At 72.7% G+C, this 26,217-nt stretch carries 20 protein-coding genes; 16 read left to right on the top strand and 4 right to left on the bottom strand.

All coding sequences use genetic code 11. The features are described from left to right. Positions 1–22 precede the first annotated feature (22 nt). Positions 23–1,744: an acyl-CoA dehydrogenase family protein gene (locus KBX06_RS16680; RefSeq protein WP_210835792.1), complete on the top strand. Its 1,722-nt coding sequence runs from the start codon at positions 23–25 to the stop codon at positions 1,742–1,744. Positions 1,745–1,747: 3 nt separating this feature from the next. Then, a complete protein-coding gene (locus KBX06_RS16675) occupies positions 1,748–2,380 on the top strand; it encodes a hypothetical protein (RefSeq protein ID WP_210835790.1) in 633 nt (210 codons plus the stop codon). Between the two features lie 28 nt (positions 2,381–2,408). Here the strand turns inward: KBX06_RS16675 and KBX06_RS16670 are convergent, their stop codons facing one another. Then, positions 2,409–2,897, bottom strand: a complete 489-nt coding sequence (locus KBX06_RS16670) for a pyridoxamine 5'-phosphate oxidase family protein (RefSeq protein WP_210835789.1) — start codon at positions 2,895–2,897, stop codon at positions 2,409–2,411. 104 nt (positions 2,898–3,001) lie between these two features. Further along, positions 3,002–3,865, bottom strand: coding sequence for a 3-hydroxybutyryl-CoA dehydrogenase (locus KBX06_RS16665; protein ID WP_210835787.1), 864 nt, complete (start codon positions 3,863–3,865; stop codon positions 3,002–3,004). A gap of 239 nt (positions 3,866–4,104) precedes the next feature. On the opposite strand from KBX06_RS16665, the gene KBX06_RS16660 reads away from it, so the two are divergent. Continuing rightward, positions 4,105–5,337 carry a cytochrome P450 gene (locus KBX06_RS16660; protein ID WP_210835785.1) on the top strand — a complete coding sequence of 411 codons (1,233 nt, stop codon included), beginning with the start codon at positions 4,105–4,107 and terminating at the stop codon, positions 5,335–5,337. Between the two features lie 145 nt (positions 5,338–5,482). Here KBX06_RS16660 and KBX06_RS16655 read toward each other — a convergent pair whose 3' ends face one another. Then, positions 5,483–6,262 (bottom strand): AfsR/SARP family transcriptional regulator, encoded by a 780-nt coding sequence (locus tag KBX06_RS16655; RefSeq protein ID WP_210835783.1) that lies wholly within the window; start codon positions 6,260–6,262, stop codon positions 5,483–5,485. Between the two features lie 571 nt (positions 6,263–6,833). On the opposite strand from KBX06_RS16655, the gene KBX06_RS16650 reads away from it, so the two are divergent. From KBX06_RS16650 to idi, 4 genes are all read left to right on the top strand, one after another. Beyond that, positions 6,834–7,007 (top strand): hypothetical protein, encoded by a 174-nt coding sequence (locus KBX06_RS16650; RefSeq protein WP_210835782.1) that lies wholly within the window; start codon positions 6,834–6,836, stop codon positions 7,005–7,007. 58 nt (positions 7,008–7,065) lie between these two features. Beyond that, on the top strand, positions 7,066–7,815 hold the full coding sequence (locus KBX06_RS16645) for a thioesterase II family protein (protein ID WP_210836015.1): 750 nt from the start codon (positions 7,066–7,068) through the stop codon (positions 7,813–7,815). 85 nt (positions 7,816–7,900) lie between these two features. After that, entirely contained in the window at positions 7,901–10,627 is a 2,727-nt protein-coding gene (locus KBX06_RS16640) for a LuxR family transcriptional regulator (RefSeq protein ID WP_210835781.1), read from the top strand. A 57-nt stretch (positions 10,628–10,684) separates the two neighbouring features. After that, the gene (idi, locus tag KBX06_RS16635; protein ID WP_210835780.1) at positions 10,685–11,269 is read left to right on the top strand and encodes an isopentenyl-diphosphate Delta-isomerase; all 585 of its coding nucleotides are present in this window, start codon (positions 10,685–10,687) and stop codon (positions 11,267–11,269) included. A 16-nt stretch (positions 11,270–11,285) separates the two neighbouring features. Here the strand turns inward: idi and KBX06_RS16630 are convergent, their stop codons facing one another. Continuing rightward, positions 11,286–12,395 carry a histidine kinase gene (locus KBX06_RS16630; RefSeq protein WP_210835779.1) on the bottom strand — a complete coding sequence of 370 codons (1,110 nt, stop codon included), beginning with the start codon at positions 12,393–12,395 and terminating at the stop codon, positions 11,286–11,288. Between the two features lie 682 nt (positions 12,396–13,077). Between KBX06_RS16630 and KBX06_RS16625 the strand changes: the two genes are divergently transcribed. From KBX06_RS16625 to KBX06_RS16585, 9 genes are all read left to right on the top strand, one after another. Then, the gene (locus KBX06_RS16625) at positions 13,078–14,118 is read left to right on the top strand and encodes a beta-ketoacyl-ACP synthase 3 (protein WP_307854656.1); all 1,041 of its coding nucleotides are present in this window, start codon (positions 13,078–13,080) and stop codon (positions 14,116–14,118) included. 2 nt (positions 14,119–14,120) lie between these two features. Beyond that, on the top strand, positions 14,121–15,134 hold the full coding sequence (locus KBX06_RS16620; protein ID WP_374225649.1) for a hypothetical protein: 1,014 nt from the start codon (positions 14,121–14,123) through the stop codon (positions 15,132–15,134). Then, entirely contained in the window at positions 15,121–17,670 is a 2,550-nt protein-coding gene (locus KBX06_RS16615; RefSeq protein ID WP_210835774.1) for a heavy metal translocating P-type ATPase, read from the top strand. Before KBX06_RS16620 ends, KBX06_RS16615 begins: the two co-directional genes overlap by 14 nt. 54 nt (positions 17,671–17,724) lie before the next feature. Continuing rightward, complete coding sequence (locus tag KBX06_RS16610; protein WP_210835773.1) at positions 17,725–18,573, top strand: alpha/beta fold hydrolase; 849 nt, start codon at positions 17,725–17,727, stop codon at positions 18,571–18,573. Positions 18,574–18,678: 105 nt separating this feature from the next. Then, positions 18,679–19,554: a TauD/TfdA family dioxygenase gene (locus KBX06_RS16605; RefSeq protein WP_210835772.1), complete on the top strand. Its 876-nt coding sequence runs from the start codon at positions 18,679–18,681 to the stop codon at positions 19,552–19,554. A gap of 93 nt (positions 19,555–19,647) precedes the next feature. Beyond that, entirely contained in the window at positions 19,648–19,884 is a 237-nt protein-coding gene (locus tag KBX06_RS28250) for a phosphopantetheine-binding protein (RefSeq protein ID WP_307854655.1), read from the top strand. After that, positions 19,877–23,710, top strand: a complete 3,834-nt coding sequence (locus KBX06_RS16595; RefSeq protein ID WP_210835770.1) for a non-ribosomal peptide synthetase — start codon at positions 19,877–19,879, stop codon at positions 23,708–23,710. The genes KBX06_RS28250 and KBX06_RS16595 overlap by 8 nt, the downstream gene beginning before the upstream one ends. Beyond that, on the top strand, positions 23,707–25,188 hold the full coding sequence (locus KBX06_RS16590) for an MFS transporter (protein WP_210835769.1): 1,482 nt from the start codon (positions 23,707–23,709) through the stop codon (positions 25,186–25,188). Before KBX06_RS16595 ends, KBX06_RS16590 begins: the two co-directional genes overlap by 4 nt. Continuing rightward, positions 25,185–26,213 (top strand): ABC transporter substrate-binding protein, encoded by a 1,029-nt coding sequence (locus KBX06_RS16585; protein ID WP_210835768.1) that lies wholly within the window; start codon positions 25,185–25,187, stop codon positions 26,211–26,213. Before KBX06_RS16590 ends, KBX06_RS16585 begins: the two co-directional genes overlap by 4 nt. Positions 26,214–26,217 lie beyond the last annotated feature (4 nt).

Below are 26,217 nucleotides of genomic sequence, written 5' to 3'. Positions count from 1 at the left end.
ACCCGCCGACGGGGAGGCAACGATGTCCAGACCGAGTTTCGGTGACGAACTCCTGCGCGGCAGGCTGCGGACCGACCTGCTCGACCCGCTGCCCGACGCCGGGATCGACGCCGACGCCGAGGCGTTCCTCGCGCGGCTGCGCGCGTTCTGCACGGACAAGGTGGACGGCCGGCTCATCGAGCGCGACGACCGGATCCCCGACGAGGTGGTCGACGGCCTGCGTGACCTCGGCGCGTTCGCCATCAAGCTCCCCCGGGAGTACGGCGGGCTCGGCCTGTCGGGGGTCTGCTACCACCGCGCGTTGATGATCGTCAGCACCGCGCACTCCTCGCTCGGCGAGCTGCTCGGCGCGCACCAGGCGATCGGTCTCATCCAGCCGCTGCGACTGTTCGGCACCGACGCCCAGAAGCGCGAGCTGCTGCCGAGGTGCGTACGCGAGATCTCCGCCTTCGCCCTCACCGAGCCGGACATCGGCAACGACCCCTTCCGGATGCGGACCACCGCCACCCCCACGGACGACGGCTACCTGCTCGACGGGGTGAAGCTGTGGACGACCAACGGCACCATCGCCCACCTGATCGTGGTGATGGCCCTGGTCCCGCCGTCGGAGAGCGGCCCGGGAGGCATGTCCGCGTTCGTGGTCGAGGCCGACGCGCCGGGGGTCACGGTGGAGCACCGCAGCTCCTTCCTGGGCCTGCGCGGCCTGGAGAACGGCGTCGTCCGGCTGCACCGGGTCGTGGTGCCGGCGAGCCGCCGGATCGGGCCGGAGGGGCAGGGACTCCAGGTGGCCCTCGCCGCCCAGGACACCGGCCGGCTGTCGATGCCCGCCGTCTGCGCCGCCGCCGCCAAGTGGAGCCTGAAGATCGCCCGCGAGTGGTCGGGCGTCCGCGTCCAGTGGGACCGGCCCATCGGCGAGCACGAGGCGGTGGCGGGCAAGATCGCCTACATCGCGGCGACCGCCTTCGCCCTGGAGGCCATGGTCGAGGTGTCCGGCCGGCACGCCGACGCCGGCCTGCTGGACACGCACACGGAGGCCGAGCTCGCGAAGCTGTTCGCCGCCGAGCAGGCGTGGCGGATCGCCGACGAGCTCATGCAGATCCGGGGCGGTCGCGGGTACGAGACCGCGGAGTCGGCCGCCGCGCGCGGCGAGCGCGGCGTCCCCGTCGAGCAGCTCTTCCGGGACCTGCGCATCGGTCGCATCTTCGACGGCTCCAGCGAGGCGCTGCGGGTGTTCGTCGCCACCGACGCGCTGGCCGCCGAGGAGGCGCCGGCCGACCGGTCCGCGCCGTTCACGCCGCCGTCCGGCTTCGGCGACCTGGCCGGGCACCTGTCGTTCGTCGACGCGACGAGTGCCGAGCTGCCCCGGCACCTCGCCGACGGCCGGCAGCAGTGGGGCGAGGCGGTCGCCGAGCGGCAGCTGTTCCTCGGCCGGGTCGTGGACGTGGCCGCCGAGCTGTACGCGATGACCGCCGCCTGCGTGTACGCCAGGGCGCTCGGCGGCACCGCGCCCGAGCTGGCCGACGCGTTCTGCCGGCAGTCCCGGCAGCGGGTGGCGGAGTTGCGCCGGCGGCTGTGGGCCAACACCGACGGCGACGACGCCGCGCTCGCCCGGCGGGTGCTGGGCGGCGGCTTCACCTGGCTGGAAGAGGGCGTGCTCGACGCGTCCATCGAGGGGCCGTGGATCGTCGAGCCCGCACCGGGACCGGCGACGCGCCCCAACCTGCACCGCACTATTCGGAGGTGACCAGTGGACGAACACGTGGCAGAACTGGTGGCGCAGGGCCGGCGGTCGCTGGAGATGGCCCCCAACCGGTTCCTGGAGCAGCTGGAACGCGGTGAGGTGCCGGTCGACCGGTTGGCCGCCCTGGCCGGCGAGCTGCACCACCTGGTGTCCAGCGACCGGAGCAGCTTCGCGTTCCTGGCGGCCCGCTTCCCCGAGCCGCTGTTCCTGGCCATGGCGGGCGCCGAGGAGGAGGCGCTGGGGCTGCTGCCGGACTTCGCCGCCGCGGTGGGAGTGGGCGAGAAGGAGCTGCGGGCGTACGAGCCGCGAGCGCTGGCCCAGGCGTACCCCTCGTTCATCGTCCGGACCGCCGTCTTCGGGCCGCGCTCGGCGATCCCGCTGGCCCTGCTGGTCAACGTCGAGGAGTCGGGCGGCTTCTACGCCCGGGTGGCCGACGCCCTCCAGGCCCGGTACGGCTTCTCCGACCAGGCGGTCGCCCACTTCCGCTACTTCGCCGAGACGCCGGACGAGGTGCTGGAGCAGGCGGCCGGGGTGGTGTCGAACGGCCTCTCGGCCGGCGACGACCCGGTGGCGGCCCTGCGCGCGGCGCGGATGGTGCACGCCTACGAGGCGGTGTTCTGGGCGACGATGGCCGGGTGAGGCCGGGATCGAGGTGGACCCGCCCCGCTCAGGGCAGGTCCACCTCGATCCGGCGGTCGATCCGGTCCTCCAGCCAGGTGCTGGTGTCGACGAGCCACACGCGGTCCACCGAGACCTGGTAGATGCGGTGCTCCGCCGGCGGCAGCAGGGCCGACACGGGCAACGTGTACTCCGCCCTGCTCGCCTCGTCCGGCAGCAGGGCGTCGTAGAACGTGGCGTGGTGCGCGTGCGTCTCGTCGGCGGTCAACTCCCGGCAGGTGCCGGTGAACTGGGCCCCGTCGACCTCGGTGAGCGCGCCGTCGCCGGTGACGAAGAGTGCGCCGCTCACCGTCGGGCGGGCCGCCACGTGCCGGCTGTGCCGCGACTGTGTCGCGGAGCCGAACAGCAGGCGCAGCGGGTCGGGCAGCCACGCGTACTGCAGCACCGCCGTCCACGGCCGGCGGTCGGGGGACACGGTGGACAGGGAGAGGTACTTCGCGTCGGTGAGGACGCGGTGCAGCCGGTCGACGAGGTCCATGGTTCAGCCCACCTCCGCGAGAGACGGTCCGGCGATGTGTGCGATCCTCCGCCCGGCCAGGCGTACGTGCGACGCCGGCAGGCCGGTCAGCCGCTGGTAGGTGTTCATCGCCCGTACTCGTAGAAACCCCGGCCGCACTTCTTGCCGAGCATGCCGCCGGCCACCATGCGGGCGAGCAGCGGCGGCGGGGAGTAGTGCGGCTCCCGGAACTCCCGGTACAGCGACTCGCTGATGGCGGCCACGATGTCGAGCCCGATCAGGTCGACGAGGCGCAGCGGGCCCATGGGGTGGGCGCAGCCGAGTGTCATGGCCTTGTCGATGTCGGTCACCGTCGCCATGCCGGACTCCACCATCCGCACGGCGGAGAGCAGGTACGGGATCAGCAGCGCGTTCACCACGAAGCCGGCGCGGTCCTTGGCGCGGACGACCTGCTTGCCGAGCACGTCGGTGACGAACGCGTCGACCGTCTCGATGGTCCGCGCGTCGGTACGCACCGAGCCGACGACCTCCACGAGCGGGAGCACCGGCGCGGGGTTGAAGAAGTGGATGCCGACCACCTGCTCGGGTCTGGCGGTGACGCCGCCGAGCTTCACGATCGGCAGGGAGGACGTGTTGGAGCCGAGGATCGCGTCCTCGTCCTCGACGACCTTGTCGAGCGTGGCGAACACGTCGAGCTTGACCGACTCCTGCTCCGACGCGGCCTCGATCACCAACTGCCGGTCGGCGAAGTCGGTCAGGTCGGCGGTGAAGGCCACCCGGGCCAGTGTCGCGTCCCGGTCCGCCTCGCTCAGCCTGCCCCGGCCCACGGCGCGGTCCAGCGACGCGGCCAACCGCGCCCGGCCCGGCGCGAGGGACGACGGTCGCGACACCGCGACGAGCACGTCCAACCCGGCCCTCGCGCACGTCTCGGCGATCCCGGCGCCCATGACCCCGCACCCGACGACGCCGATCCGGCGAATCCTGTCCATGTTTCTGCCTCCGCACACGCGTTAACAAATGGGTTGCCGCGGAAATCGGTGAGTAGGGCGGGATCGCCGCTCCCTGACAAGTGTCGTGGAAGGACGATAGGTTGGCCCGCTGGCCCCACGCAATGACCTGCGCCTTTGTCCAGCCGGATTCGTGACGGGTGTGAGAAAGCCGTTACCCGGCAGTTCCCGATCGACAGTTACCTTTTTCTGCGTTAACTCACCATCGTAGGAGGCGCACTATGGTCGACTTCAGCGCTGCCCCCACCACCCAGATCGACAGCCGCGGCGGCAAGTGCCTGTACGCGCAGATCGACGAGTTCCGCGCGGCCGGTCCCGCGGTGGCCGTCGAGCTGCCGGAAGGCATGTTGGCCTGGTCGATCACCCGCGGCGACGTGGTCCGGCGCCTGCTGACCCACCCCGGGGTCTCCCGCAACGTCAAGAAGAACGTGCCGAGCTACACCCCCGGCGAGATCAAGTGGCTGTCGCCGTGGGTGGACGTCGAGTCCATGTCCACGGCGGAGGGCCGCGAGCACCAGCGTCTGCGCCAGCTCGTGGCACCGGCGCTGACGCCGAAGCGGATCGACGCGATGCGCCCGCACCTGGAGCTGATCGCCGGGCGGCTGCTCGACGACCTGGCCACCCGTGCGCCGGACGAGCCGGTCGACCTGCACACCACGTACTCCCAGCAGTTGCCGACCAGGATGATCTGCGACCTCTTCGGGGTGCCCGACGACCTGCGACCCGAGGTGTTGCGCATCCTGCGGGTGGTGCTCAACACCGACAACGTCCCGGAGGAGGAGTCGGCCGCGGTCTACGTCGACATGAACGTCGCCATGCGTACGCTGATCGACCTCAAGCGCCGCGAGCCGTCCGACGACCTGACGAGCTTCCTGATGGCGGCCCGGGTGGAGGGCGAGGAGCCGCTCAGCGAGCAGGAGCTGGTCGACATGCTGCTGCTGCTCATCGGTGGCGGCAGCCAGACGACCGTGACGCTGATCGACCACACGGTCCGCGAGCTGCTCGCCAACCCGGACCAGCTGGCGACCCTGCTGGCTGACCCGGCCCGCTGGCCGGACGCGATCGAGGAGGCGCTGCGGGCGCACTGCCCGGTGGCGGCGCTGCCGATGCGCTGGGCGAAGGAGGACATCGACCTCGGCGAGGGAGTCGTCATCCGGGCGGGCGACGCCATCCTCATCAGCTACCTGGCGCACGGCCGCGACCCGGCGGTGCACCGCGACCCGGAGGTGTTCGACATCGACCGGGAGAACAAGGAGCACCTCGCGTTCGGGGCGGGCCCGCACTTCTGTCCCGGCGCCCGGCTGGCGCGGCTGGAGGCGGCCGTGGCGGTGCCGGCGCTGTTCGCCCGCTTCCCGCGCCTCGCGCTGGCCGTGCCGCCGGAGGAGATCCAGCCGCTGCGCTCGTTCATGGCGAACGACGTGGCGTCGCTGCCGGTACTGCTGCGGCACAGGTAGGCGACGACGCGCCGCCCCGGCCCCGGTACCGGGGCCGGGGCGGCGGTGTGGGCGGGGTCCGGCGGCCGTGGCGGCGGCGCGGGAGCCGAGGGCCGGTGAGGTGCCCGCGTCGCAGCCGTGGCGGCGACCCTCGCGCGGCTACCGCTCACCCCACCAGCGCCGGTACTTGGATCTTGGTGTCGTGTTCGAGGATGCGGTGCTGGAGTTCCTGGAGGCTGCGGCCGGGTTCGAGGCCGAGGCCGTCGATGAGTGCCTCGCGGGTGCGTCGGTAGACGCGCAGGGCGTCGACCTGGCGTCCGCTGCGGTAGAGGGCGAGCATGAACTGGTGGCAGAGGCGTTCGCGTAGCGGTTCGGTGGCGGTGAGGATCTCGAGTTCGGGGGTGATCTCGCGGTGCCGACCGCAGGCGAGTTCCGCTTCGAGTCGGTCTTCGATCGCGGAGAGCCGTTCGTCTTCGATGGCGGTGATCTCCGACCAGGTGATGCCGGTTTCGACGAGGTCGGCGAGGGCGCGTCCGCGCCAGAGGGCGAGTCCCTGGTGCAGGAGGTCGGCCGCGTGGGTGGGGTTGCCGTTGGTGGTGGCGTGACGTCCCTCGCGTACGAGCCTGCGGAAGCGGTGGAGGTCGATGGTTTCGGTGTCGACGCGCAGCTGGTAGCCCGGTGGGTGGGTGTGCAGGGTGGGGGTGGTGGTGGGGTCGGTGTTGGCGGCGAGGGTGCGGCGGATGGCGGAGACGGCGTTCTGCACCATCTTTCGCGCGGTGGGGGGCGGGTTGCCCTCCCAGATGGCGTGCAGGAGCTGGCTGGTGGCGACGACCTTGTTGGCGTTCAGCAGGAGGTATCCGAGGATTGCGCGTTGGCGGATTCCGCCGAGTTCGAGTGGGGTGTCGTCGTCGGTGACTTCGGTGCTGCCGAGTACGGAGAATCGCATGGTTTGCTCCGGGTGGGTGGCGGCGTGTCTGTGGGATTTGGAGTTTCCCACCGGTGGTCATTGGCGGGGCACCCCTAGGGCACCCCGCAGGAGGCGTGGGCGCATGTGCCGGCTATCGCCGCGGAAGTGCCCAGGCGCTGGTCAGGCATCGTGGGCCCGAGGTGGGGCATGAGACGGTCACTCCCCTCAGGTGACCTGTGCACCATCGGGCGGGGAGCGGCGCCCGTCAATTCCCGGCGGTTGTTCCTGCTCCGGGCGGGAGTGCGTTTCCCCGGCCCGCCCCGGCCCACCGCCCTGCCAGGCGTACCCGTTGCCGCACCGATGCTTCTCGCGGCCGTCCGGCCAGGGAAAACCGCGGCATCGAAACCCAGTGACGCGATACCGGCAGTTCGGGTATTGACAAAAGCCGACGAGCCTGCCGCGGGGCCCGGGTATGAGCAGTTCACGATTGCGCTGTGATGAACCTTCACCGAGACGATGAGTGCAGACCTTGTTGAAACACGCACCCATCCAGGAGGTTTAGGTGGCGTTCCTCACCAACGAGGCCGTGCAGCGCGAGAGGGGACCCCCCATGTCGGTCAATGCAGTCGAGATGCTCAACGCCTTCTTCTTCGACGGTGCCGACGCCCCGGCGGACGGCGACATCCGGATCGACGTCGTGGACAGCTGGACCACCAGCGACCTGGCGGCGGTCCGGCCCACCACCATCAGCTGGAGCGAGGCCCGGGTGGACGCCGGCCACTGACGGCGTCCCGGCGCAGACCGGCACCGACGACCACGAGGGGATTCGCGGGGTGGACGAGATGACAGACACCGAGCTGTGGGTACGACGGTTCCACCCCGCCGACGAGGCGGCGACCAGACTGCTCTGCCTGCCGCACGCCGGCGGCTCGGCGAGCTACTTCCTCGGTGCGGCCAAGGCGCTCGCACCCGAGGTCGACGTGCTCGCCGTCCAGTACCCCGGCCGCCAGGACCGCTGGCGGGAGCCGGGCCTCACCTCGGCCCACGAGATCGCGGACCGGCTGGTGGCGGCGCTGCTGCCCCTGCTCGACCGGCCGGTCACCCTGTTCGGTCACAGCCTCGGCGCGACGATCGGGTTCGAGGTCGCGCGGCGGCTCGGGCAGGAGGGCATCGTCCCGACCGCGCTGTTCGCCTCCGGCAGGAGGGCACCGCACCGGCGCAAGGACGAGCGGATCCACCTGCGGGACGACGCCGGCCTGATCGCCGACGTACGCGCGCTGGCGGGCACCGACGACGCGCTGCTCGACGACGAGGACGTGGTACGGATGGTGCTGCCGGCCATCCGCTGCGACTACACGGCCGCCGAGACCTACCGGTATCGGCCAGGGCCGCGTCTGGACTGTCCGATCGTCGCCCTCGTCGGCGACTGCGACCCCCGGGTGACGCTCGACGAGGTGCGGGCGTGGCAGGACCACACCAGCGCGGAGTTCGAGCTGGTCGTCCATCCGGGCGGTCACTTCTACCTCAACGACAAGATGCCCGAGGTGCTGCGCCGGATCCGGGCGCACACCCGGGCACTCAGCCCGGCATAGCGCGGCGGCGCCGACTTCGTCCACGCCGTAGCGCCGGGGTGAGTCGCCGGTCGACCGAGCCTCAGGAGTGTCGGAGGTGTCCCACATGGCACTGATCGAGAGAGAACACCTGCTGTCCGACCTCGCCGAGACGTACGCGACGGCCGCCGCCGGTCAGGGCCGGGTGGCCCTGGTCGACGGCGGTGTCGCCAGCGGCAAGACCAGACTGGTGAACGCCGCCGCCGAGGCGGCCGCCGGCGACGGCGCGCTCGTGCTGACGGCCGCCTGCTCGGTCGCCGAGAGCGGCATCCGCCTGGGGGTCGTCGGACAGCTGTTCCACAGCCTCCGGGCCCAGACCGGTACGGCCGACCACCTGCCACTGCTCCGGCGCGACGAGGGTCCCTCGGGCGAGTCGGGTACGCCCACCCTGCGACAGGGGGAGGCGCACCTGCTCGACGACGTCTGTCAGGTCCTCCTGGACGTCGCCGCCGACCGGACGTTGGTGGTCGTCGTCGACGACGTCCAGTTCGCGGACCCCCTGTCGTTGCAGGCGCTGCTGTACCTGCAACGGCGGATCCGTTTCGCGCGGATGCTGCTCGTGGTCAGCGGATGCGTCGGCGCGCGGCCCGCGGCAGCCGCGTTCCGGGCGGAGCTCACGCGGCAACCCCACTGCCGTCACCTACGACTGCTGCCGCTGTCGCGCGACGGGGTGGGGCGCCTGCTCGCCGAGCGGATCCGCCCGGACGCCGCCCGGCAGCTCGCCGCGTCGGCGCACCTCATCAGCGGCGGCAACCCGATGCTCGTACACGCGTTGGCCGACGACTCGCTCGCCGGGGGTGGTGGGGACGCCGCGCCGATGGTGGGCGAATCGTTCGTGCAGGCCGCGCTCGCGTGCCTGCACCGCAGTGACCCCCGGCTGCTCGACGTCGCCCGGGTCCTCGCGATCGTCGGCCCGTCCGTGTCCGTCGGGCTCGTCGCCGGGCTGGTGGGCCTGAGCGCGGCGGCCGTGCGGCAGGTGCTCGGCGCCCTCGCCGAGGCGGGCCTCACCCAGGGACACGCCTACCACCACCCGGCGGTCCGGGCCGCCGTGCTGGAGGACTGCCCGCCGCCGACCCAGTCGGCACTGCGGTCACGGGCCGCGCGACTGCTGCACGAGGACGGCGCCTCCGCCGCCGAGGTGGCCGCGCACCTGGTGGGCATCGGTGAACCGGCCGAGCCCTGGGCCGCACCGGTGCTGGTCGCGGCGGCGGGGGAAGCCGTCACCGGCGGCGCCGTGCGGTACGCGGTGGACTGCCTGGACCTGGCCCTGAGGTCCACCCGGGACGGGCGCGTACGGGCCGTCGCGGAGGCGGCCCTCGTGCGGGCGCACTGGCGCGCCGACCCCGAGGCGGTTCCGCGCCACCTGTCGTCGCTGCTGGAGGCGGGCCGTGCCGGCCTCCTCGACGAGGCCGACACGCTTCTGCTCGCCCGGTCGCTCGCCTGGCACGGCAGGCACGTCGACGCGGAGGAGGCGCTCGCCGGCGTGGGTGACCTCGCCGCGCATCCGGACCCCGACCTCGGCGCCGACTACCTGGCCACCCGGCGGTGGCTGCGGTACTGCCGTCCGCACGGCGGTGATCCCGCCGCAGCCGGCCACGACGGCCCGGGCGGCGCGGTCGACCGTGCCGAGGAGGTGCTGCAACGCGCCCGCGCGGGCGACTCCCTCCTCGTGTCGGTGTGGCACGCGCTGCGGGTGCTGGTCCACGCCGACCACCTCGACCGCGCCGCCGACTGGTGCGAGAAGCTGGCCGAGGAGGCGGAGTCGAACGAGATCGTGAGCTGGCGGGCCGTCCTGGCGGACGTGCGGGCCGCCATCGCCCTGTGCCGGGGCGACCTCGGCGTCGCCGAGCGGCACGCCCGCGACGCGCTGGCCACCATGCCGCCCGCCGCCTGGGGCGTCGCCGTCGGCTCGCCGCTCGCGCACCTGGTGCTCGCCCGCACGATGACCGGACAGCTGCCACTGGCCGAGGCGGCCCTTCGCGAGCCGACGCCGGCGGCGATGCGCCAGAGCCTGTTCTGGCCGCAGTACCTGCGGGCCCGAGGTGTCTACTACGACGCCGTGGACCGGCGGCACGCCGCGCTCGCGGATTTCCAGACCACCGGCCAGCTCGCCGTGACCTGGGGCGTCGACGACCCCTGCGCGTTGCCGTGGCGGGTCGACCTCGCCCGGCTGCACGTGCGGATGGGCCGGCCGGACCGGGCCCGCAAGCTGGTCACCGAGCACCTCGCGCTGCCCGGCGGGGACGCCCCGCGCGCCAAGGGGATGGGGCTGCGGGCGCTGGCCGCGGCGTACGCGCCGAAGCAACGCCAGGCGCTGCTGCGCGAGGCGATGGACCTGCTGCACACCAGCGGGGACCGGCACGAACTCGCGCACGTCTTCGCGGACCTGAGCCAGACCGGGCACGCGCTCGGCGAGTTCGGGCGCGCCAAGATGATGAGCGCCCACGCCCTCCAACTCGCCGAGGGCTGCCACGCCGAGCTGCTGCGACGCAAGCTCAAGCCGACCCACGACACCCTCGATCCTCAGGTGGCCGGCGCGAAGGAAGGGCTCGCCACGCTGACCGACGCCGAGCGTCGCGTGGTGAACCTGGCCGCCCGCGGGCACACCAACCGGGAGATCGGCGACAGACTGTTCATCACCGTCAGCACCGTCGAGCAGCACCTGACGCGGGCCTACCGGAAGCTGAAGATCAGCACGCGTACGGAGTTGGTGCACATCGATCCGCCGAAGGGCACGCGTGGCAGGCGGCGCCGGCGTTCGGTCGCCCCGGCGGAACCGGCTGGGGAATCATGATCGCGGTCGCCGCCGCGCCGGCGAGCTGAATCCCGTACGGGAAGGGACACCAAGACCATGCCGCAGGTCGTGCTACTCGACGAACAGGGGCAGCCGGTGGGCACCACCGAGGGCGCGACGGTCCACCACCTGCGTACGCCCCTGCACCTGGCCTTCTCCTGCTACGTCTTCACCAGCGACGCGAAGCTGCTCCTGACGCTGCGCAGCGACCGGACGCGGACCTGGCCGGGGATCTGGACGAACTCCTGCTACGGGCATCCCGCACCGGGGGAGGCGGTGTCCGCGGCGGTGACGCGCACCGTCCGCGCCGAGCTCGGTCTGGCGGCGCCCCGGCCCGAGCTGGTGCTGCCCGCTTTCCGCTACCGGGCGGTGATGGACAACGGGGTGGCGGAGAACGCCGTCGCACCGGTGTTCCGGGTGGTGACCGACGAGTGTCCGACCCCGGACCCGGCCGCCATCGCCGACTTCGAGTGGGCCGACTGGGCGGACTTCGTCTACGCGGTGAACACGGGGGACATCTCCCTGTCGCCGTGGTGCCGCCTGCAGGTCGCCGAGCTCGTCACGTTGGGCGACGATCCGACGCGCTGGCCGACGGCCGACGAGTGTCTCCTGCCCGGCGGGGCCCTGCGGGCGGCCCGCTGACCGCGGCACTGCCCGGTCACGCCTCCACCCGGATGGTGGCCTCCACGGTCAACGTCCCGTTCTCCCGCCAGGTGCGCAGCGCGCCACCCGAATCCCGCAGCCGGTCGGCGAGTCCCGGCAACACGGCGCCGTCGGTGTCCACACCGTCAGCCCCGTCGCTGACGACGGTCAACCGTGCTCCGTCCGCCTCGCGGGCCACCTCGATGGTGCACCACCGCGCCTCGCCGTCGCGCAGTACGTGGGCGCCCACGTCGCGCAGCACGGACACCAGCGGCCCGGTGAGCGCGGGGGGCAGGTCCTTCCTCGGTTGCGTCACGGTGCACCGCACGTCGGCGGCCCGCAGCACCCGGGCCACCGAGAGCACCTGCTCGCGCAGGTCGACGACGTGGTAGCCGTGCACGGCCTCGCGCATCCGCGCCAGCGCGGCCGCCGCGAGCGCCCGGATCTCGGCAACCTCGTTCCTGGTCCGCGCCCCGTCGACCGGGGCCAGCCGCGACGCCAGCTCGGCCTTGAAGGCGATCGCCGCCAGGTGGTTGCCGAGCAGTTCGTAGACCTCCCGGGCGAACCGCAGCCGCTCCTCGGCCGCGGCCAGGCGGGCCACGGCGTCGCGCCCCTCCCGCGCCTGCCCCAGGAACGTCCAGAACCAGAGGTGCAGCACGTTCCACACCGCCACCGACAGCCCGAGCACCACCGTGACGGTCACCGCGTCCCGCACGGGACCGCCGAGCCACCAGGCGGTCGCCGCCGACACCAGTACCGTCGCGGCCATGGGGGTCACCGCGTACCGGACCGGCAGCAGCAGCGGCGCGACGCCGACGAGCGCGGCGCCCACGAAGGACCAGGCCAGGCCCGGGGTGTCGCCCCCCGGCCCGACGAGCGGCACGGACAGCACGGCGGCCACGACGGGAGCGGCGAGCGGCCGGCCGGCGGTCGTCGGGGCCGTTCCGGGGGTGACCGTCCGGTACAGCACGCGGGCCAGCGTCACGGCCAGGAGCAGGCACCCGGCGGCGCCGAGCACGATCCACCGCGGATCGGGCCCGCGAAGCAGTTGCAGGGTCGCGAGCAGCACGCACGCGGCGACCCCGCTCGCGGCGCTCACCAGGGTGCACAGCCGCGTCTGACGCATGCCCGGGGTCGACGGGGCGTGCGCCGGCGAGGCGGTGCACCGCGTCAGTCCGGTGGGCTGCTCCCGGGTGGCCATCAACGGCGGGACTTCCAGCGGACGTGGCCCGCGGCGTGCGGCCCCGGTGCGCCCTGCACCGTCGGACCCGACGGCGCGGCCGGCAGGGACGTCCTCGAGATCTCACCCCACACGCTGAGAATCGTAGCCGTCACTCTGCGTCTGGGCATCCGCTGCTTCCCACGCATCGTCGCGGCGGGCCGGCACCCTTTCCCGGGCCGACCCGAGGGGCGGCTCGTCTCGACGGTGTGCGCTGTCATCGGATGCTCTCCGTCCGGTCCTGGTCCTGCCCGACGAGGAAGGGCGCCGACGTCGGCCGGTCCGCCCCGCCCGCAGGCGCCGGCCGTGCCACGGGCCTCGCCGCGCGATCGGTCGTTGCGCCAGCATGGCGGTGCCCGCCGACCAATCCCATCCGTGCGGTGTCACGTCCGGCCCGGGAGGAACTGCACGGGTGAACCGTGTGCCGGCGGGCGGGCGCAGGCTCGGGAAATTGTGCGTTCCATCGCCGCGAAATTGTTTCCGCCATCGCTCGGTAATTTGCCCGACCGGGGGTGTGGGGTGGTGGCTTCCGTGATTGCGATCGATGCGGCTGCTCGGCTAATTTGCAGGCAAGGAACGCCTTTTCTCTGTGGAGGCAGTTGTGTCCTCACCCGTCGGAATTCTGGGCACCGGATCCTGGGTGCCCACGCGAGCATTGTCGAACGAGGAAATCGCACGTCGCGTACCGGGAGCGAGCCCGGAATGGATCGTGCGCAAGACCGCCATTCGTTCGCGTCGTTTCGCGGCGGCGGAGGAGGCGACCTCGGACCTCGCCGTGCACGCCGCGGCCCGCGCGCTGCGGGACGCGGGCCTCGGTGTCGAGCGCGTCGACTACCTCATCGTGTCGACGTCGACCCCGGACCATCCCCAGCCGCCGACGGCCTGTCTGGTGCAGGAACGTCTCGGCGCGTACGGGGCCGCCTGCTTCGACGTCAACGCGGTGTGCGCGGGATTCGTGCACGCCCTGGTGTTGGCGCGGTCGCTGGTCGCCGACCGGCCGGGCACCCACGCGCTGGTGGTCGGCGCCGACGTGTACTCCCGCATCCTGGACTTCGAGGACCGGCGCACGGCCGTGCTGATGGGCGACGGTGCCGGCGCGGCGGTCGTCGGTGCGGTGCCCGCCGGGCGCGGCGTCGTCGAGTACGAGCTGGCGACCATGGGCGACGCCAGCGACCTGATCCGGGTGCCGGCGGGCGGCAGCAGGCTGCCGGCGTCGGCGGCGACGTTGGCCGACGGCGGTCATTTCTTCCGGATGCAGGGCCGGGGCGTCAGTGAGCTGGTGCTGCAGGAGGTCCCGCCGTTCGTGGACAAGCTGCTGGCCAGGGTGGGCGTCGAACCGGCGGACATCGCGCACGTCGTGCCCCACCAGCCCAACGGCCTGCTGCTGGACGAGGTGGTACGCGCGTGCGGGCTGACCGCCGCGTACACCCACCGCACCGTGGAGGAGTACGCGAACACCGGCAGCGCCTCGGTGCCGCTCACCCTCGACCACGCCAACCGGGCCGGACGGCTCTCCGACGGCGACCTCGTCCTCCTGCTGTCGTTCGGCGGCGGCATGTCGTTCGGGGCGTGCCTGCTGCGGTGGAGCGGGGCGGCCTCCACGCCAATCGCGTCGACTCAGGACGGATGATCATGAAGATAGTGACGAAACTCGGTGCGTTCGCACTGGCCCTGGTGTTGGTGCTGGGCAGCGCCTACACCGTCGGCCGGGTGGTGGGGCCCCCGCCAACGGCGGCACCGGCGGCCGCACCCGCCGCCAAGCCGGCCGCCGCTGCCGAGGAGTCCTCGTACGGCCTGGCCATCACACACGAGAGCATGAACCTGAAGGTGGTCACGGACAACGTCCGGGCGGGCACGAAGCAGACCTTCGCCTTCCAGATCCTGCAACACGACGGTACGCCGCTGATGAAGTACAAGCCGCAGCACGAGAAGCTGATGCACCTCATCGTGGCGCGGCGCGACCTGACGAACTTCCAGCACGTCCACCCGAACCTCGGTTCCGACGGGGTGTGGCGGGTGCCGCTGACCTTCGCGGCGGCGGGCGAGTACCGGATCTTCGCCGACTACATGCCGCTGTGGGGCATCCACGGCGAGACGCTCGGGGCGGACGTGTCCGTGTCGGGCGACTTCCGGCCGGAGGCGTTGCCCGCGCCCTCGACCACCGCGACGGTGGACGGTTACACCGTGACGCTCGGCGGCGAGCTGACGCCCGGCAAGAGTGGCAAGCTGACCCTCAGCGTCGCGAAGGGCGGCAAGCCGGTCACCGACCTGGAGCCGTACCTCGGCGCCTTCGGCCACCTGGTCGCGCTGCGCGACGGCGACATGGCGTACCTGCACGTGCATCCGGACGGCACGCCGGGCGACGGGCAGACCGCCCCCGGGCCGGACATCCTGTTCCACGCCACCGCGCCCAGCTTCGGCGACTACCGGCTGTTCCTGGACTTCCAGCACCAGGGCGTCGTACGCACGGCGGCGTTCACCCTGCGCGTGAACGGGCCGAACCCGCCGCCGCACGGCCTGACCGAAGAGGCCTTCGCGGCGGCCAAGGCACGCAACGAGGAGGCCGTACGCAACGGCGGCGCCGCTGTCCCCGCCGACACGTCCGGCGGTAGCACGGAGGGGGGCACCCCGCATGGCCACGGCTGAGAACCGACTGGAACTGCTGATCGGCGGCATGACGTGCGCGGCGTGTGCGGCGCGCATCGAGAAGCGGCTCAACGCGATCGACGGGGTGGAGGCGACGGTCAACTACGCCACCGAGAAGGCGAAGGTGCTGGCCGCGCCGCAGGTCTCGCAGGCGGCGGTGATCGCCGCCGTCGAGGAGATCGGCTTCACGGCCCGGCTGGTGCAGCCGCGCACGGCCAGGGCTGAGAACCACCTGGAACTGCTGATCGGCGGCATGACGTGCGCGGCCTGTGCGGCGCGCATCGAGAAGCAGCTCAACGCGATCGACGGGGTGGAGGCGACGGTCAACTACGCCACCGAGAAGGCGAAGGTGCTGGTCACCTCCGGGATCACGCAGGCACGGGTGATCGCCGCCGTCGAGGAGATCGGCTTCACGGCCCGGCCGGTGCAGCCACCCTCGGCCCCGGCGGCGGACGCCCCGGACCCGGCGGCCGCGGAGGCGGCCGAGCACGACCAGGAGCTGCGGGCCGCCCGGCACCGACTCTGGGTCGTCGCCGTACTGGCCGTGCCGGTCATCGCGATGTCGATGTTCTCCCAGCTCCAGTTCGAGTACTGGCAGTGGGCCTGCCTGACGCTGGCCGCGCCGGTCGTGGTGTGGGGGGCGTGGCCCTTCCACCGGGCCGCCTTCGCCAACCTCCGGCACGCCGCCGCCTCGATGGACACGCTGGTCTCGGTGGGCACCATCGCCGCGTTCGTGTGGTCGCTGTACACGCTGTTCCTCGGCACCGCCGGCGAGCCCGGCATGCGCCACCCGTTCCGCGTCACGCTGGAACGCACGCCCGGCGAGGGCAACATGTACCTGGAGGTCGCCGCAGGCGTGACGCTGTTCATCCTCTGCGGCCGGTACTTCGAGGCGCGCGCCAAGCGCCGCTCCGGCGCCGCGCTGCGTGCACTGCTGTCGCTGGGCGCCAAGGACGTGACGGTGCTGCGCGACGGCGTCGAGGTGCTGGTGCCGATCTCGGCGCTCGCGGTCGGCGACCGGTTCCTCGTGCGGCCGGGGGAGAAGGTGGCGACCGACGGCGTCGTGGAGGAGGGCTCCTCCGCGGTCGACGCGAGCATGCTCACCGGCGAGTCCGTACCCGTCGAGGTGGGGCCCGGCGACGAGGTCGTCGGCGCCACGGTGAACGCCGGCGGGAGACTCGTCGTACGCGCCACGAAGGTGGGCGGCGAGACGCAGCTCGCGCAGATGGCCAAGCTCGTCGAGGACGCGCAGACCGGCAAGGCCGACGTGCAGCGGCTCGCGGACCAGGTGTCGGCGGTGTTCGTGCCCGGGGTGATCGCGCTGTCGCTCGCCACGCTGGGCTACTGGCTCGGCTCGGGCCAACCGGCGGCGGCCGCGTTCACCGCGGCGGTGGCCGTCCTGATCATCGCCTGCCCGTGCGCCCTGGGGCTGGCGACGCCGACCGCGCTGCTGGTCGGCACCGGCCGGGGTGCGCAGCTCGGCATCCTCATCAAGGGTCCGCAGGTGCTGGAATCGACGAGGACCGTCGACACGGTCGTGCTCGACAAGACCGGCACGGTCACCACCGGCGAGATGTCGGTCGTGGACGTCGTACCCGTCGACGGGGTGACCGACGCGCAGCTGCTGCGGCTCGCGGGCGCGCTGGAGAGCGCGTCGGAGCACCCCATCGCCCGTGCCGTGGTGGCGGGGGCGCGGGACCGCTGCGGCGAACTGCCCGCGGTCGCGGACTTCAACAGCGAGACCGGGGTCGGCGTGCGCGGCACGGTGGACGGGCACGAGGTGATCGTCGGCCGGGCCTCCCTGCTCGGTTCGTGGGCCGCCGACCTGCCCCCGGAGCTCGCCGCCGCCAAGGCGACGGCCGACGCGGCGGGCCGTACCTCGGTGATGGTCGGGTGGGACGGCGCCCTGCGCGGCGTCCTCGTCGTGTCCGACCGGGTCAAGCCCACCAGCAGGGCGGCGGTGGCGCAGTTCAAACGGCTGGGTCTGCATCCGATCCTGCTGACCGGCGACAACGGCGCGGTCGCGGCGGCGATCGCGGCGGAGGTGGGGATCGACGACGTGGTGGCCGACGTGCTTCCCGCCGGGAAGGTCGACCTGGTCAAGCGGCTGCAGGCCGACGGCAAGGTCGTCGCGATGGTCGGCGACGGTGTCAACGACGCCGCCGCGCTCGCGCAGGCCGACCTGGGCATCGCGATGGGCACCGGCAGCGACGTGGCGATCGAGTCGGGCGACCTGACGGTCGTCCGCGGTGACCTGCGGGTGGTCGCGGACGCCATCCGGCTGTCGCGCCGCACCCTGGCCACGATCAAGGGCAACCTGTTCTGGGCCTTCGCCTACAACGTCGCGGCCATCCCGCTCGCGGCGAGCGGGCTGCTCAATCCGATGCTGGCGGGCCTGATCATGGCCGGCAGCTCGGTGTTCGTGGTGTCGAACAGCCTGCGTCTGCGGCGGTTCAAGGCACTAGCGGGCGCCGAACTGCCGGAGCGGGCCGACACGACCGAGGCGTCGCGCGGGGCGATGGTCGCCGCCTCCTGACGCGTCCATGTGCCGGGACGGCCACGTCCGCACGGAAAGAAACGGAGCCGCACCATGGTCGAGCCGAGCCGGCTCGCGGAGGACCCCCAGCTCCTTCTGCTGCACGCGGCCGGTCTCGGCCGGGCGAGCTGGGACGCCGTCGTCGAACGCATCCCGGGGTTCGCCCGGACCCTCGCGATCGACCTGCCCGGTCATGGCGGCGTGCCGGGGCTCGCGTACGGCCATGACGTCGTGCCGCGGCTCGCCGAGTACGTGGCGGAGCGGATCGCCGTGCTGGGGCTGCGGCGGCCGCACGTGGTCGGGCACTCGCTCGGCGGGGTGATCGCGCTCGAACTGGCGCGGCGGGTGCCCGTCGCGGCGGTGACCGCCCTGTGCAGCATCGGGTTCCGGGCGGCCTGCCACGCCTACCTGTGCGTGGTGCGGACCCACGCGATCCTCCGGATCACCGCCGCGGTGGGGCCCCGGGCGCGTGGGCGGCTGCTCGCCAGGGGCTGCGTCCGCAGGTTCGTCATGGGCAACGTGTCGGCGCGGCCCGTCGCCCTGCGGGCGGAGGTGGTCGCCGCCGACGTGACGTCGATGATCACCAACGACGTGTCCACCCTGTGCCGGTACGCGGGCCGTTACTCGTTCCGGGCCACCGAGATCGACGACACGACTCCGGTGAACCTCGTCTGGGCCGACCAGGACCGCGTCGTGCCGATGCGCGACGCGGTCCGGGCCCGGCAGGTGCTCCCGAGGGCACAGCACTTCGTCATCCCCGGCAGCGGCCACTTCGTCGTCCGCGACGACCCGGAGGGCGCGGCGGCCGTCATCCACGCCTGCCATGCCCAGTTGCTGTGGGAACGGCAGGCCGACATTCGCAGAGGAGCCCGCGGAAATGTGAACCCACTGCCCGGTAACTGACCTGGAAATTCGGCCCCGGGCACCTGTCGGGGCGGGAACTGTTGTCCGATCGGACGCGACTACTGAGGTGTCGGATTCGCGGCGCCACCGCTCAGAGGAGTGCGAATGAAAATCACCCCGCAGGCTGGGAAGAAGTTCGGCGTGACCGTGGAGGGTTTCGACGCGGAGACCGCCCCGGCGCAGGACATCGTCGAACTCAAGAAGGCCATCTACACCAACAAGATCGTGGTGCTGAAGAACCAGGACCTGTCGCCGCGACAGTTCCTGGCGCTCGGCGAGCGGCTCGGTCGGGTCGCCGAGTACTACGAGCCGGTCTACCACCACCCCGAGGTCAAGGAGGTGTTCGTCTCCTCCAACGTCAAGGAGGAGGACGGCCGCCAGGTCGGGGTGCCGAAGACCGGCAAGTTCTGGCACTCGGACTACCAGTTCATGCCGCGTCCGTTCGACATCACCATGATCTACCCGCAGGTCGTGCCGTCGAAGAACCGTGGCACCTACTTCATCAACCTGGCGACGGCCTACGAGCAGCTCTCCGAGGAGCTGAAGCTGGCGGTGAAGGACACCACGGCGACGCACAGCGTGCTGCGGTACTTCAAGATCCGGCCCACCGACGTCTACCGGCCGATCTCGGAGATCATCGACGAGGTCAACGCGAAGACCCCGCCGGTGACGAGCCCGCTCGCGTTCCCGCACCCGCACACGGACGAGACCCTGCTGTACCTCAGCGAGGGCTTCACGCTGTCGGTGCAGGACGCGGACGGCAACGACCGGCCGGAACTGCTGACCGAGCTGCTCACGGCCACCGGCCAGCTCGACCGCACCTACCAGCACGAGAACATCCACCTCCAGACGTTCGAGAAGGGCGACATGCTCCTCTGGGACAACCAGAGCCTGGTCCACCGGGCGTTGCACACCGCGACGCCGGAGCCGGCCGTGTCCTACCGCGTCACCGTCTACGACGACGTCGACGCGGCGGCCTAGTCCTTCATGGACGTCCGTTCCAGGGTGGGATCCGGCGGTGCCGATCGCCGGATCCCACCCGTGTCCACCCTCACACCCGCGGGAAGGCATGACGTGGCAGATCAGTTGACGGCGACGACGGTCAGGGCGGACGTCGCGGAGATGCTCCACCGCCTCCAGGACGAGACCTCCGACGACGAGAACCTGTTCGACTGTGGCCTGGACTCGATGCGGCTGATGATGCTGATGGAGCGGTGGCGCGACGCCGGCGCCGAGGTGAGCTTCGTCGAGCTGGCCGAGCAGCCGACGCTGGGGCACTGGGTGAAGCTGGTGGCGGGCCGCGATGGCTGACGGTGCGCTGCGGCTGGGCGCCGCGCAGGAGGGGATCTGGACGGGCCAGCAGTTCGACCCGGACAGCTCCGCCTTCAACACGGCCGAGTACGTCGAGATCCGGGGCCCGGTCGACCTGCGGCTGCTGGAGGCGGCGGTACGCGGAGCCGTCGGCGAGGCCGAGGCGCTGACCATGGTCTTCGAGGAGGACGCCGACGGCCGCCCGTGGCAACGCCCCCGCGCCGACCAGCCGTGGCCGGTGCACCACGTCGACACCAGCGGCGAGGCCGACCCGCTCGCCGCCGCGCTGGCCTGGATGCGCGCGGACCTCGCGGTCGCTGTCGACCTCCGTAAGGACCTGCTGTTCTGTCAGGCGATCTTCCGGCTCGGCCCCGACCACGTCCTGTGGTACCAGCGCGCCCACCACATCGCGCTGGACGGGTACGGGCTGTCCCTCGTCGCCCGCAGGGTGGCGCAGCGCTACACCGCACTCGTCGAGGGGCGCGAACCGCCGCCCCGGACGTTCGGCTCCCTGGCCGCCGTCGTCGACGAGGACCGGGCCTACGCGGACTCGGACGCGTACGCCGCGGCGCGCGAGCACTGGACGTCCCGGGCGCAGGGCAGACCGGTGCCGGTCGTCCTCGCCCGCCGCTCCGGGCCGCTGGCCCGCAGGGTGCTCCGCGTCGGCGAGGACCTCGACTCCGCCGGCATCGGCGCGTTGAAGGGGGTCGCGAAGGCCACCGGAACCACCTGGAGCGAGGTGCTCATCGCGGCCTTCGCGGCCTACCTGCACCGGATGACGGGTGCGGACGAACTCACCCTCGCGCTGCCCGTCATGTCCCGCCTCGGCTCGGTGTCGCTCCGCGTGCCGTGCATGGTGACCAACGTCGTGCCGCTCTGGGTCCGCGTCGAGCCCACCACCACCTTGGCGGGTCTCACCGCGCAGGTCGGCGACGAGGTGCGGTCCGCGCGTCCGCACCTGCGCTACCGCTACGAGCAGCTGCGCCGCGACCTCAGACTGGTCGCCAGTGATCGCAAGCTGTTCGGCCCCTCGGTCAACATCATGCCGTTCGACTACGGCCTGCGCTTCGCCGGGCACCACGGGCTCGTACGCAACGTCAGCGCCGGGCTCGTCGAGGACCTCGTCGTGCACGTGTACGACCACGCCGACGGCAGCGGCCTGCGGATCGTCCTGGACGCCAACCCCAACTGCTACGACGACGACGAACTCGCCGGCCACCTGGAGCGGTTCCTGGCCTTCCTGCGCCGCGCGACGGACGCTCCCGACACCCCGGTCGGGGACGTCGACCTGCTCCTCGACGGCGAGCGCAGGCTGCTGCTGGAGGAGTGGAACGACACGGCGCGACCCCTGCCGGCGGTCACTGTACCGGCGCTGTTCGCGGCGCAGGCCGCCGCTACGCCGGACCGGACGGCGCTGGTGGCCGGCGACGCCACGCTGACCTTCGCCGAGCTCGACCGCCGCGCCGACCGCCTGGCCGCCATGCTCGTCGCCCGGGGGGCCGGCCCCGACCGGTACGTGGGGCTGCTGCTGCCGCGTACGTCGGCGGCGATCGTGGCGCTGCTCGCGGTGCTCAAGGCGGGCGCGGCCTACGTGCCCGTCGATCCGGACCTGCCCGCCCGACGCGTCGCGGCGATGCTCGCCGACAGCGCGCCCGTCGCGGTGGTCAGCACCGACGCGCTCTGGGCCGGGCACCGCGACACCGAGGTGCCGGTGCTGCTCGTGGACGCCCCCGAGACCGCCGCGGCGCTGGCCGGGACGGCCGACGTGCCCGCCCCGGACACCGGTCTCGCGCCGCGGCACCCGGCCTGCCTCATCTACACGTCCGGCTCCACCGGCGTTCCCAAGGGGGTCGTGGTCGAGCACCGGGGTCTGGTCAACCTCTTCCAGCACCACCGCGACACGATGATCCGTCCGGAGTCCGCCGGCCGGGTGTGCCGGGCCGCGCTCTCCGCGTCGCTGTCCTTCGACACCTCGTGGGAGGGACTGCTGTGGCTGCTCGACGGCCACGAGCTGCACTTCGTCGACGACGACCGGCGCCGCGACCCGGCCGCGATGCTCGACTACGTCGCCCGGCACGGGATCGACTTCATGGACATCACCCCCACGTACGCCGAGGAGTTGATGGCGAACGGGTTCCTCGACGCCGGGCGGCACCGGCCCGCCGTGCTCGCGCTCGGCGGCGAGGCCACCGGCCCTGCGCTCTGGACGGCGCTGCGCGGCGCCGGCATGACCGTCTACAACCTGTACGGCCCCACCGAGTGCACGGTCGACACCCTCTGGTGCCGGCTCGCCGAGAGCGCCGAGCCGATCGTGGGCAGGCCGCTGAGCAACACCAGGGCGTACGTGCTGGACCCGGCGCGCAGGCTCGTGCCGCCCGGCACGGTGGGCGAGCTGTACTTCGCCGGCGCGCCGGTCGCCCGCGGCTACCACGAGCGTCCGGAGCAGACCGCGCAGCGGTTCGTCGAGGACCCGTTCGGGCCCCCCGGCGGTCGGATGTACCGCACCGGCGACCTCGCCCGCTGGCGGCCCGACGGCACGCTGGAGTTCCTCGGCCGCGCGGACGACCAGGTCAAGATCCGTGGTTTCCGCATCGAACCGGGGGAGGTCGAGGCGGTCCTGCTCGCCCACCCCGAGGTCGCCCAGGCGGCGGTGGTGCCCCGCGAGGACGCGCCGGGTCAGGTGCGGCTCGTCGGCTACGTCGTGCCGGCGGGCGACGCCGCGCCGGAACCCGCCGCGCTGCGGCAGTTCCTGGCGCAGCGGCTGCCCGACTACATGGTGCCGCCCGCGTTCGTCGCGCTGGCGGCGATCCCGCGTACCACGAACGGCAAGCTGGACCGCGCGGCGCTGCCCGCGCCGGACCTGACCGCGACCGTCGGCGGGCGTGCGCCGCGCGACCAGCGCGAGACGGTCCTGTGCGGCCTCTTCGCCGAGCTGCTCGGCCTGCCGGAGGTCGGCATCGACGACGACTTCTTCTCGCTGGGCGGGCACTCCCTGCTGGTCGCCCGGCTCATGGGCCGGGTGCGCGCGGAGTTCGGCGTGGAGATCAGCATCCGGACGGTGTTCGAGGCGCCGACCGTCGCGAAGCTCGCACCGGCGCTCGCCACGGACACCGGCGACGGCTCGACGGAGGTGCTGCTCCCGTTGCGGACGCGGGGGAGCGGCCCTCCGCTGTACTGCGTCGCGCCGGCCACCGGGCTGGCGTGGTCGTACGCCGCGCTGCTGGCGAGGATCCCGGGCCGCCCGGTGTACGGGCTCCAGTCGGTCGCCGCCGGCCAGTGCGCGAGCGTCGCCGAGCTGGCCGCCGACCACGTGCGGCGCATCCGCGAGATCCAGCCCGTCGGGCCGTACCACCTGCTCGGCGCGTCGTTCGGCGGGCTGGTGGCCCACGAGATGGCCACGCAGCTCACGGAGTCGGGCGAGTCGGTGGCCCTGCTCGCGCTGCTCGACTCGTACCCGCTCCCGGCCGGCTGGCGGGACCGGCCGCCGCCCGGCGAGCACGACGCGGCCGCCGCCGTGCTCGGCCAGGCCGCGCTGGGCGGCCTCGAAGAGGCGCAGCGTCGTCTCGCGTACGACGCCTTCGTGCGCAACTCGCGGCTGATCGCCGACTGGACGCCCCGCCGTCTCAGCGGCGACGTCCTGGTCGTCGAGGCGACCGAGGGCAAGACACCGGACTGGCCCGTACCGGCGAGCTGGGGGCCACACGTCGACGGGCGGATCGACGTGCACCGGCTCGACTGCACCCATGACGGGATGCTCGCCGCCGGCCCCCTGGCGCGGGTCGGCGCCGTCCTCGCATCCGTCGACGATTCTCGGAGAACAGCATGAGCGAACGGCGTGAATGGCTCGGACTCGGCGCGGTCCTCGCCGCGACGTTCATGACCCAGGTGGACGGGTTCGTCGTCAACGTGGCCAGCCCGTCCATCCAGCGCGACCTCGACGCGGGCTTCGACCAGATCCAGTTCGTCGGCGCGGCTTACGTGATCGCGTTCGGGGCCCTGATGGTCACCGGCGCGCGGCTCGGCGACCGGCTGGGGCACCGCACGGTGTTCCTCTGGGGCGTCGCCGGCTTCACGGTCACCTCGCTGCTGTGCGGGATCGCGCCGGACGCCGACCTGCTCATCGTGGCCCGCTTCCTGCAGGGCGCCACGGCGGCGTTCATGGCACCCCAGGTGCTCGCGATCATCCGGGCCACGATGCAGGACCCGGACCGGCTCGCGAGGGCCATCAGCGTCTACGGCGTCGTGATCGGCCTCGGCGTGATCAGCGGCATCGCGGGCGGCGGGCTCATCGTCGAGGCCGACATCCTCGGCCTCGGCTGGCGGCCGGCGCTGCTCGTCAACGTGCCCGTCGGGATCGCCATCCTGGCGTTGGGCGGGATCCTGCCGCGTACCGTGCCGAAGGCGCCGCACCGGCTCGACCTCGCGGGCGCGGCGCTCACCATCGTGGCGGCCCCTGCCCTGCTCGTACCCCTGGTCTTCGGGCCGGGCGGCCCGGCGTGGCTCTGGCTCGGGGTGCCCATCGCGGCCGTCGTGGCCGTCGTGCTCGTCAACCAGCAGCGGCGCCTGCACCGCGCCGGCGGCGACCCGCTGTTCCCGCCGCGGGTCGTCACCGCCCCCGGGATGCGGCTGTCCCTGTTGACCGTGCTGGCACTGTTCGCCACGAACTCGGGGCTCTTCCTCGTGTTCACCTACTACCTGCAGACCGGGCTGCGGTTCACGCCGCTCACCGCGGCGCTGATGTTCGTGCCGCTCGGGATCGGCTTCTCGCTGGGCTCGGCGGCGAACCGGCGGGTGGGACGCCTCGTGGCGTCGCCGACCCCGGTCTGGGGCTGCGGCCTGCTCGCCGCCGTCCTGCTGGCCAGCGCGGGGGTCGTCCAGGCGCCCGAGTCCGCGCAGGCACCCATGCTCGTCGCGGTGGTCACGCTGGCCGGCTTCGGGCAGGGACTGGTCGTCTCACCCCTGGTGGCCGGGATCCTCGGCCGGGTCCGGCCCGCCGAGGCGGGCGCGGCGTCGGGCATGGCGACCACCGTGACCCAGTTCGGCCTCGCGCTCGGGGTCGCGGTCGCCGGGGTCTGGTACCGCACCGTGCTCGGCGCGACGCCCGGCGACCCCGGCGTGCCCTTCGCCGACCACGCGACGGCCTTCGCGGCCACCGCGCTCCTGCTCGCGGCCTCCGCGACCTGCGCGGGCCTGGTCAGTGCCCGTCTGCACCACCTGCCCGGGCCCACGGCCGCGGCAGCGGAACCGGATCCGGCGGCGGCGCCGACGCCCGTCGCCACGTCAACCATTCGGAGGACCGGATGAAACTCAAGCGATTCCCCCTTGCCGCGGCGGTCGCCGCCCTGCTGCTCACGACGGCCTGCACGGCGGCCAGGAGCGAGGCCGAGCTGTCGAACGAGCCGCCGAAGGCGGGCTACCCGGTGACGATCACCAACTGCGGCAAGTCGTACACCTACAAGCAGGCGCCGAGCCGGGTGGTCGTGATGAACGGCGGCTCGGTGGCCGAGGTCTCCGCGCTGCTGGAACTCGGCGTCGCCGACCGGATCATCGCCAACGCGCAGTCCTACGGCACCTCGGAGGTCGACGGCCGGGTCGACGCGATCAAGCAGCTGCCGACGGGGAACCTGAAGCTCAACGACATGTCGGACATCCCGCGCGAGGCCATGATCGGGTTGACGCCCGACTTCGTGATCTCCACCTACGACGGGGGCTTCCGCGCCGAGGCGGGCTTCGCCACCCGAGACGACCTCGCGGCGGTCGGCGCCAACACGTACGCCCCGAAGAGCTCGTGCGGCGAGGTCGGCACGGTCACCGGCAAGCCGACCGTCGAGGACAGCTACGCGCTGCTGCGCGACCTGGGCGCCATCTTCGGGGTGTCCGAGCGTGCCGAGAAGATCATCGCGGACTCCCAGGCGCGCATCGCCGCCGTCGGGACGAAGACCGGGAACCTGCCGAAGCAGAAGGTCATGATGATCATCCCGGGCATGGCGATGGGCGGCGAGTTCAGCTCGGTCGGCGGCAACGGGCTCTGGAACGACGTCATGGCCAAGGCCGGGGCGGTGAACGCCTTCGAGGGCGCCACCGACCAGACGTTCGCCAACCTCTCCCGGGAACAGGTGGCCAAGGCCGACGTGGACACCCTGCTCGTGGTGAACTACATGTCCAAGGATCCGGACGCGGACGCGCGCAGGCTGCTCGCCCAGTTCCCGCAGTGGGACGCGGCCAAGAACAACCGCTACGTCGTGCTCTCCGACTCGGTCTTCCTCGGCCCCAGCAACCACCTGGCCGTCGAGAAGATCGCGCAGGCCGCCCACCCCGAGGCGTTCTGAGCGC

The organism is Micromonospora sp. C31, assembly GCF_018070575.1.
In the GTDB taxonomy this organism is placed as follows: Bacteria; Actinomycetota; Actinomycetes; order Mycobacteriales; family Micromonosporaceae; genus Micromonospora.
Note: the sequence above shows the minus strand (reverse complement) of the source record. Positions and strands in the feature narration are given on the sequence as shown.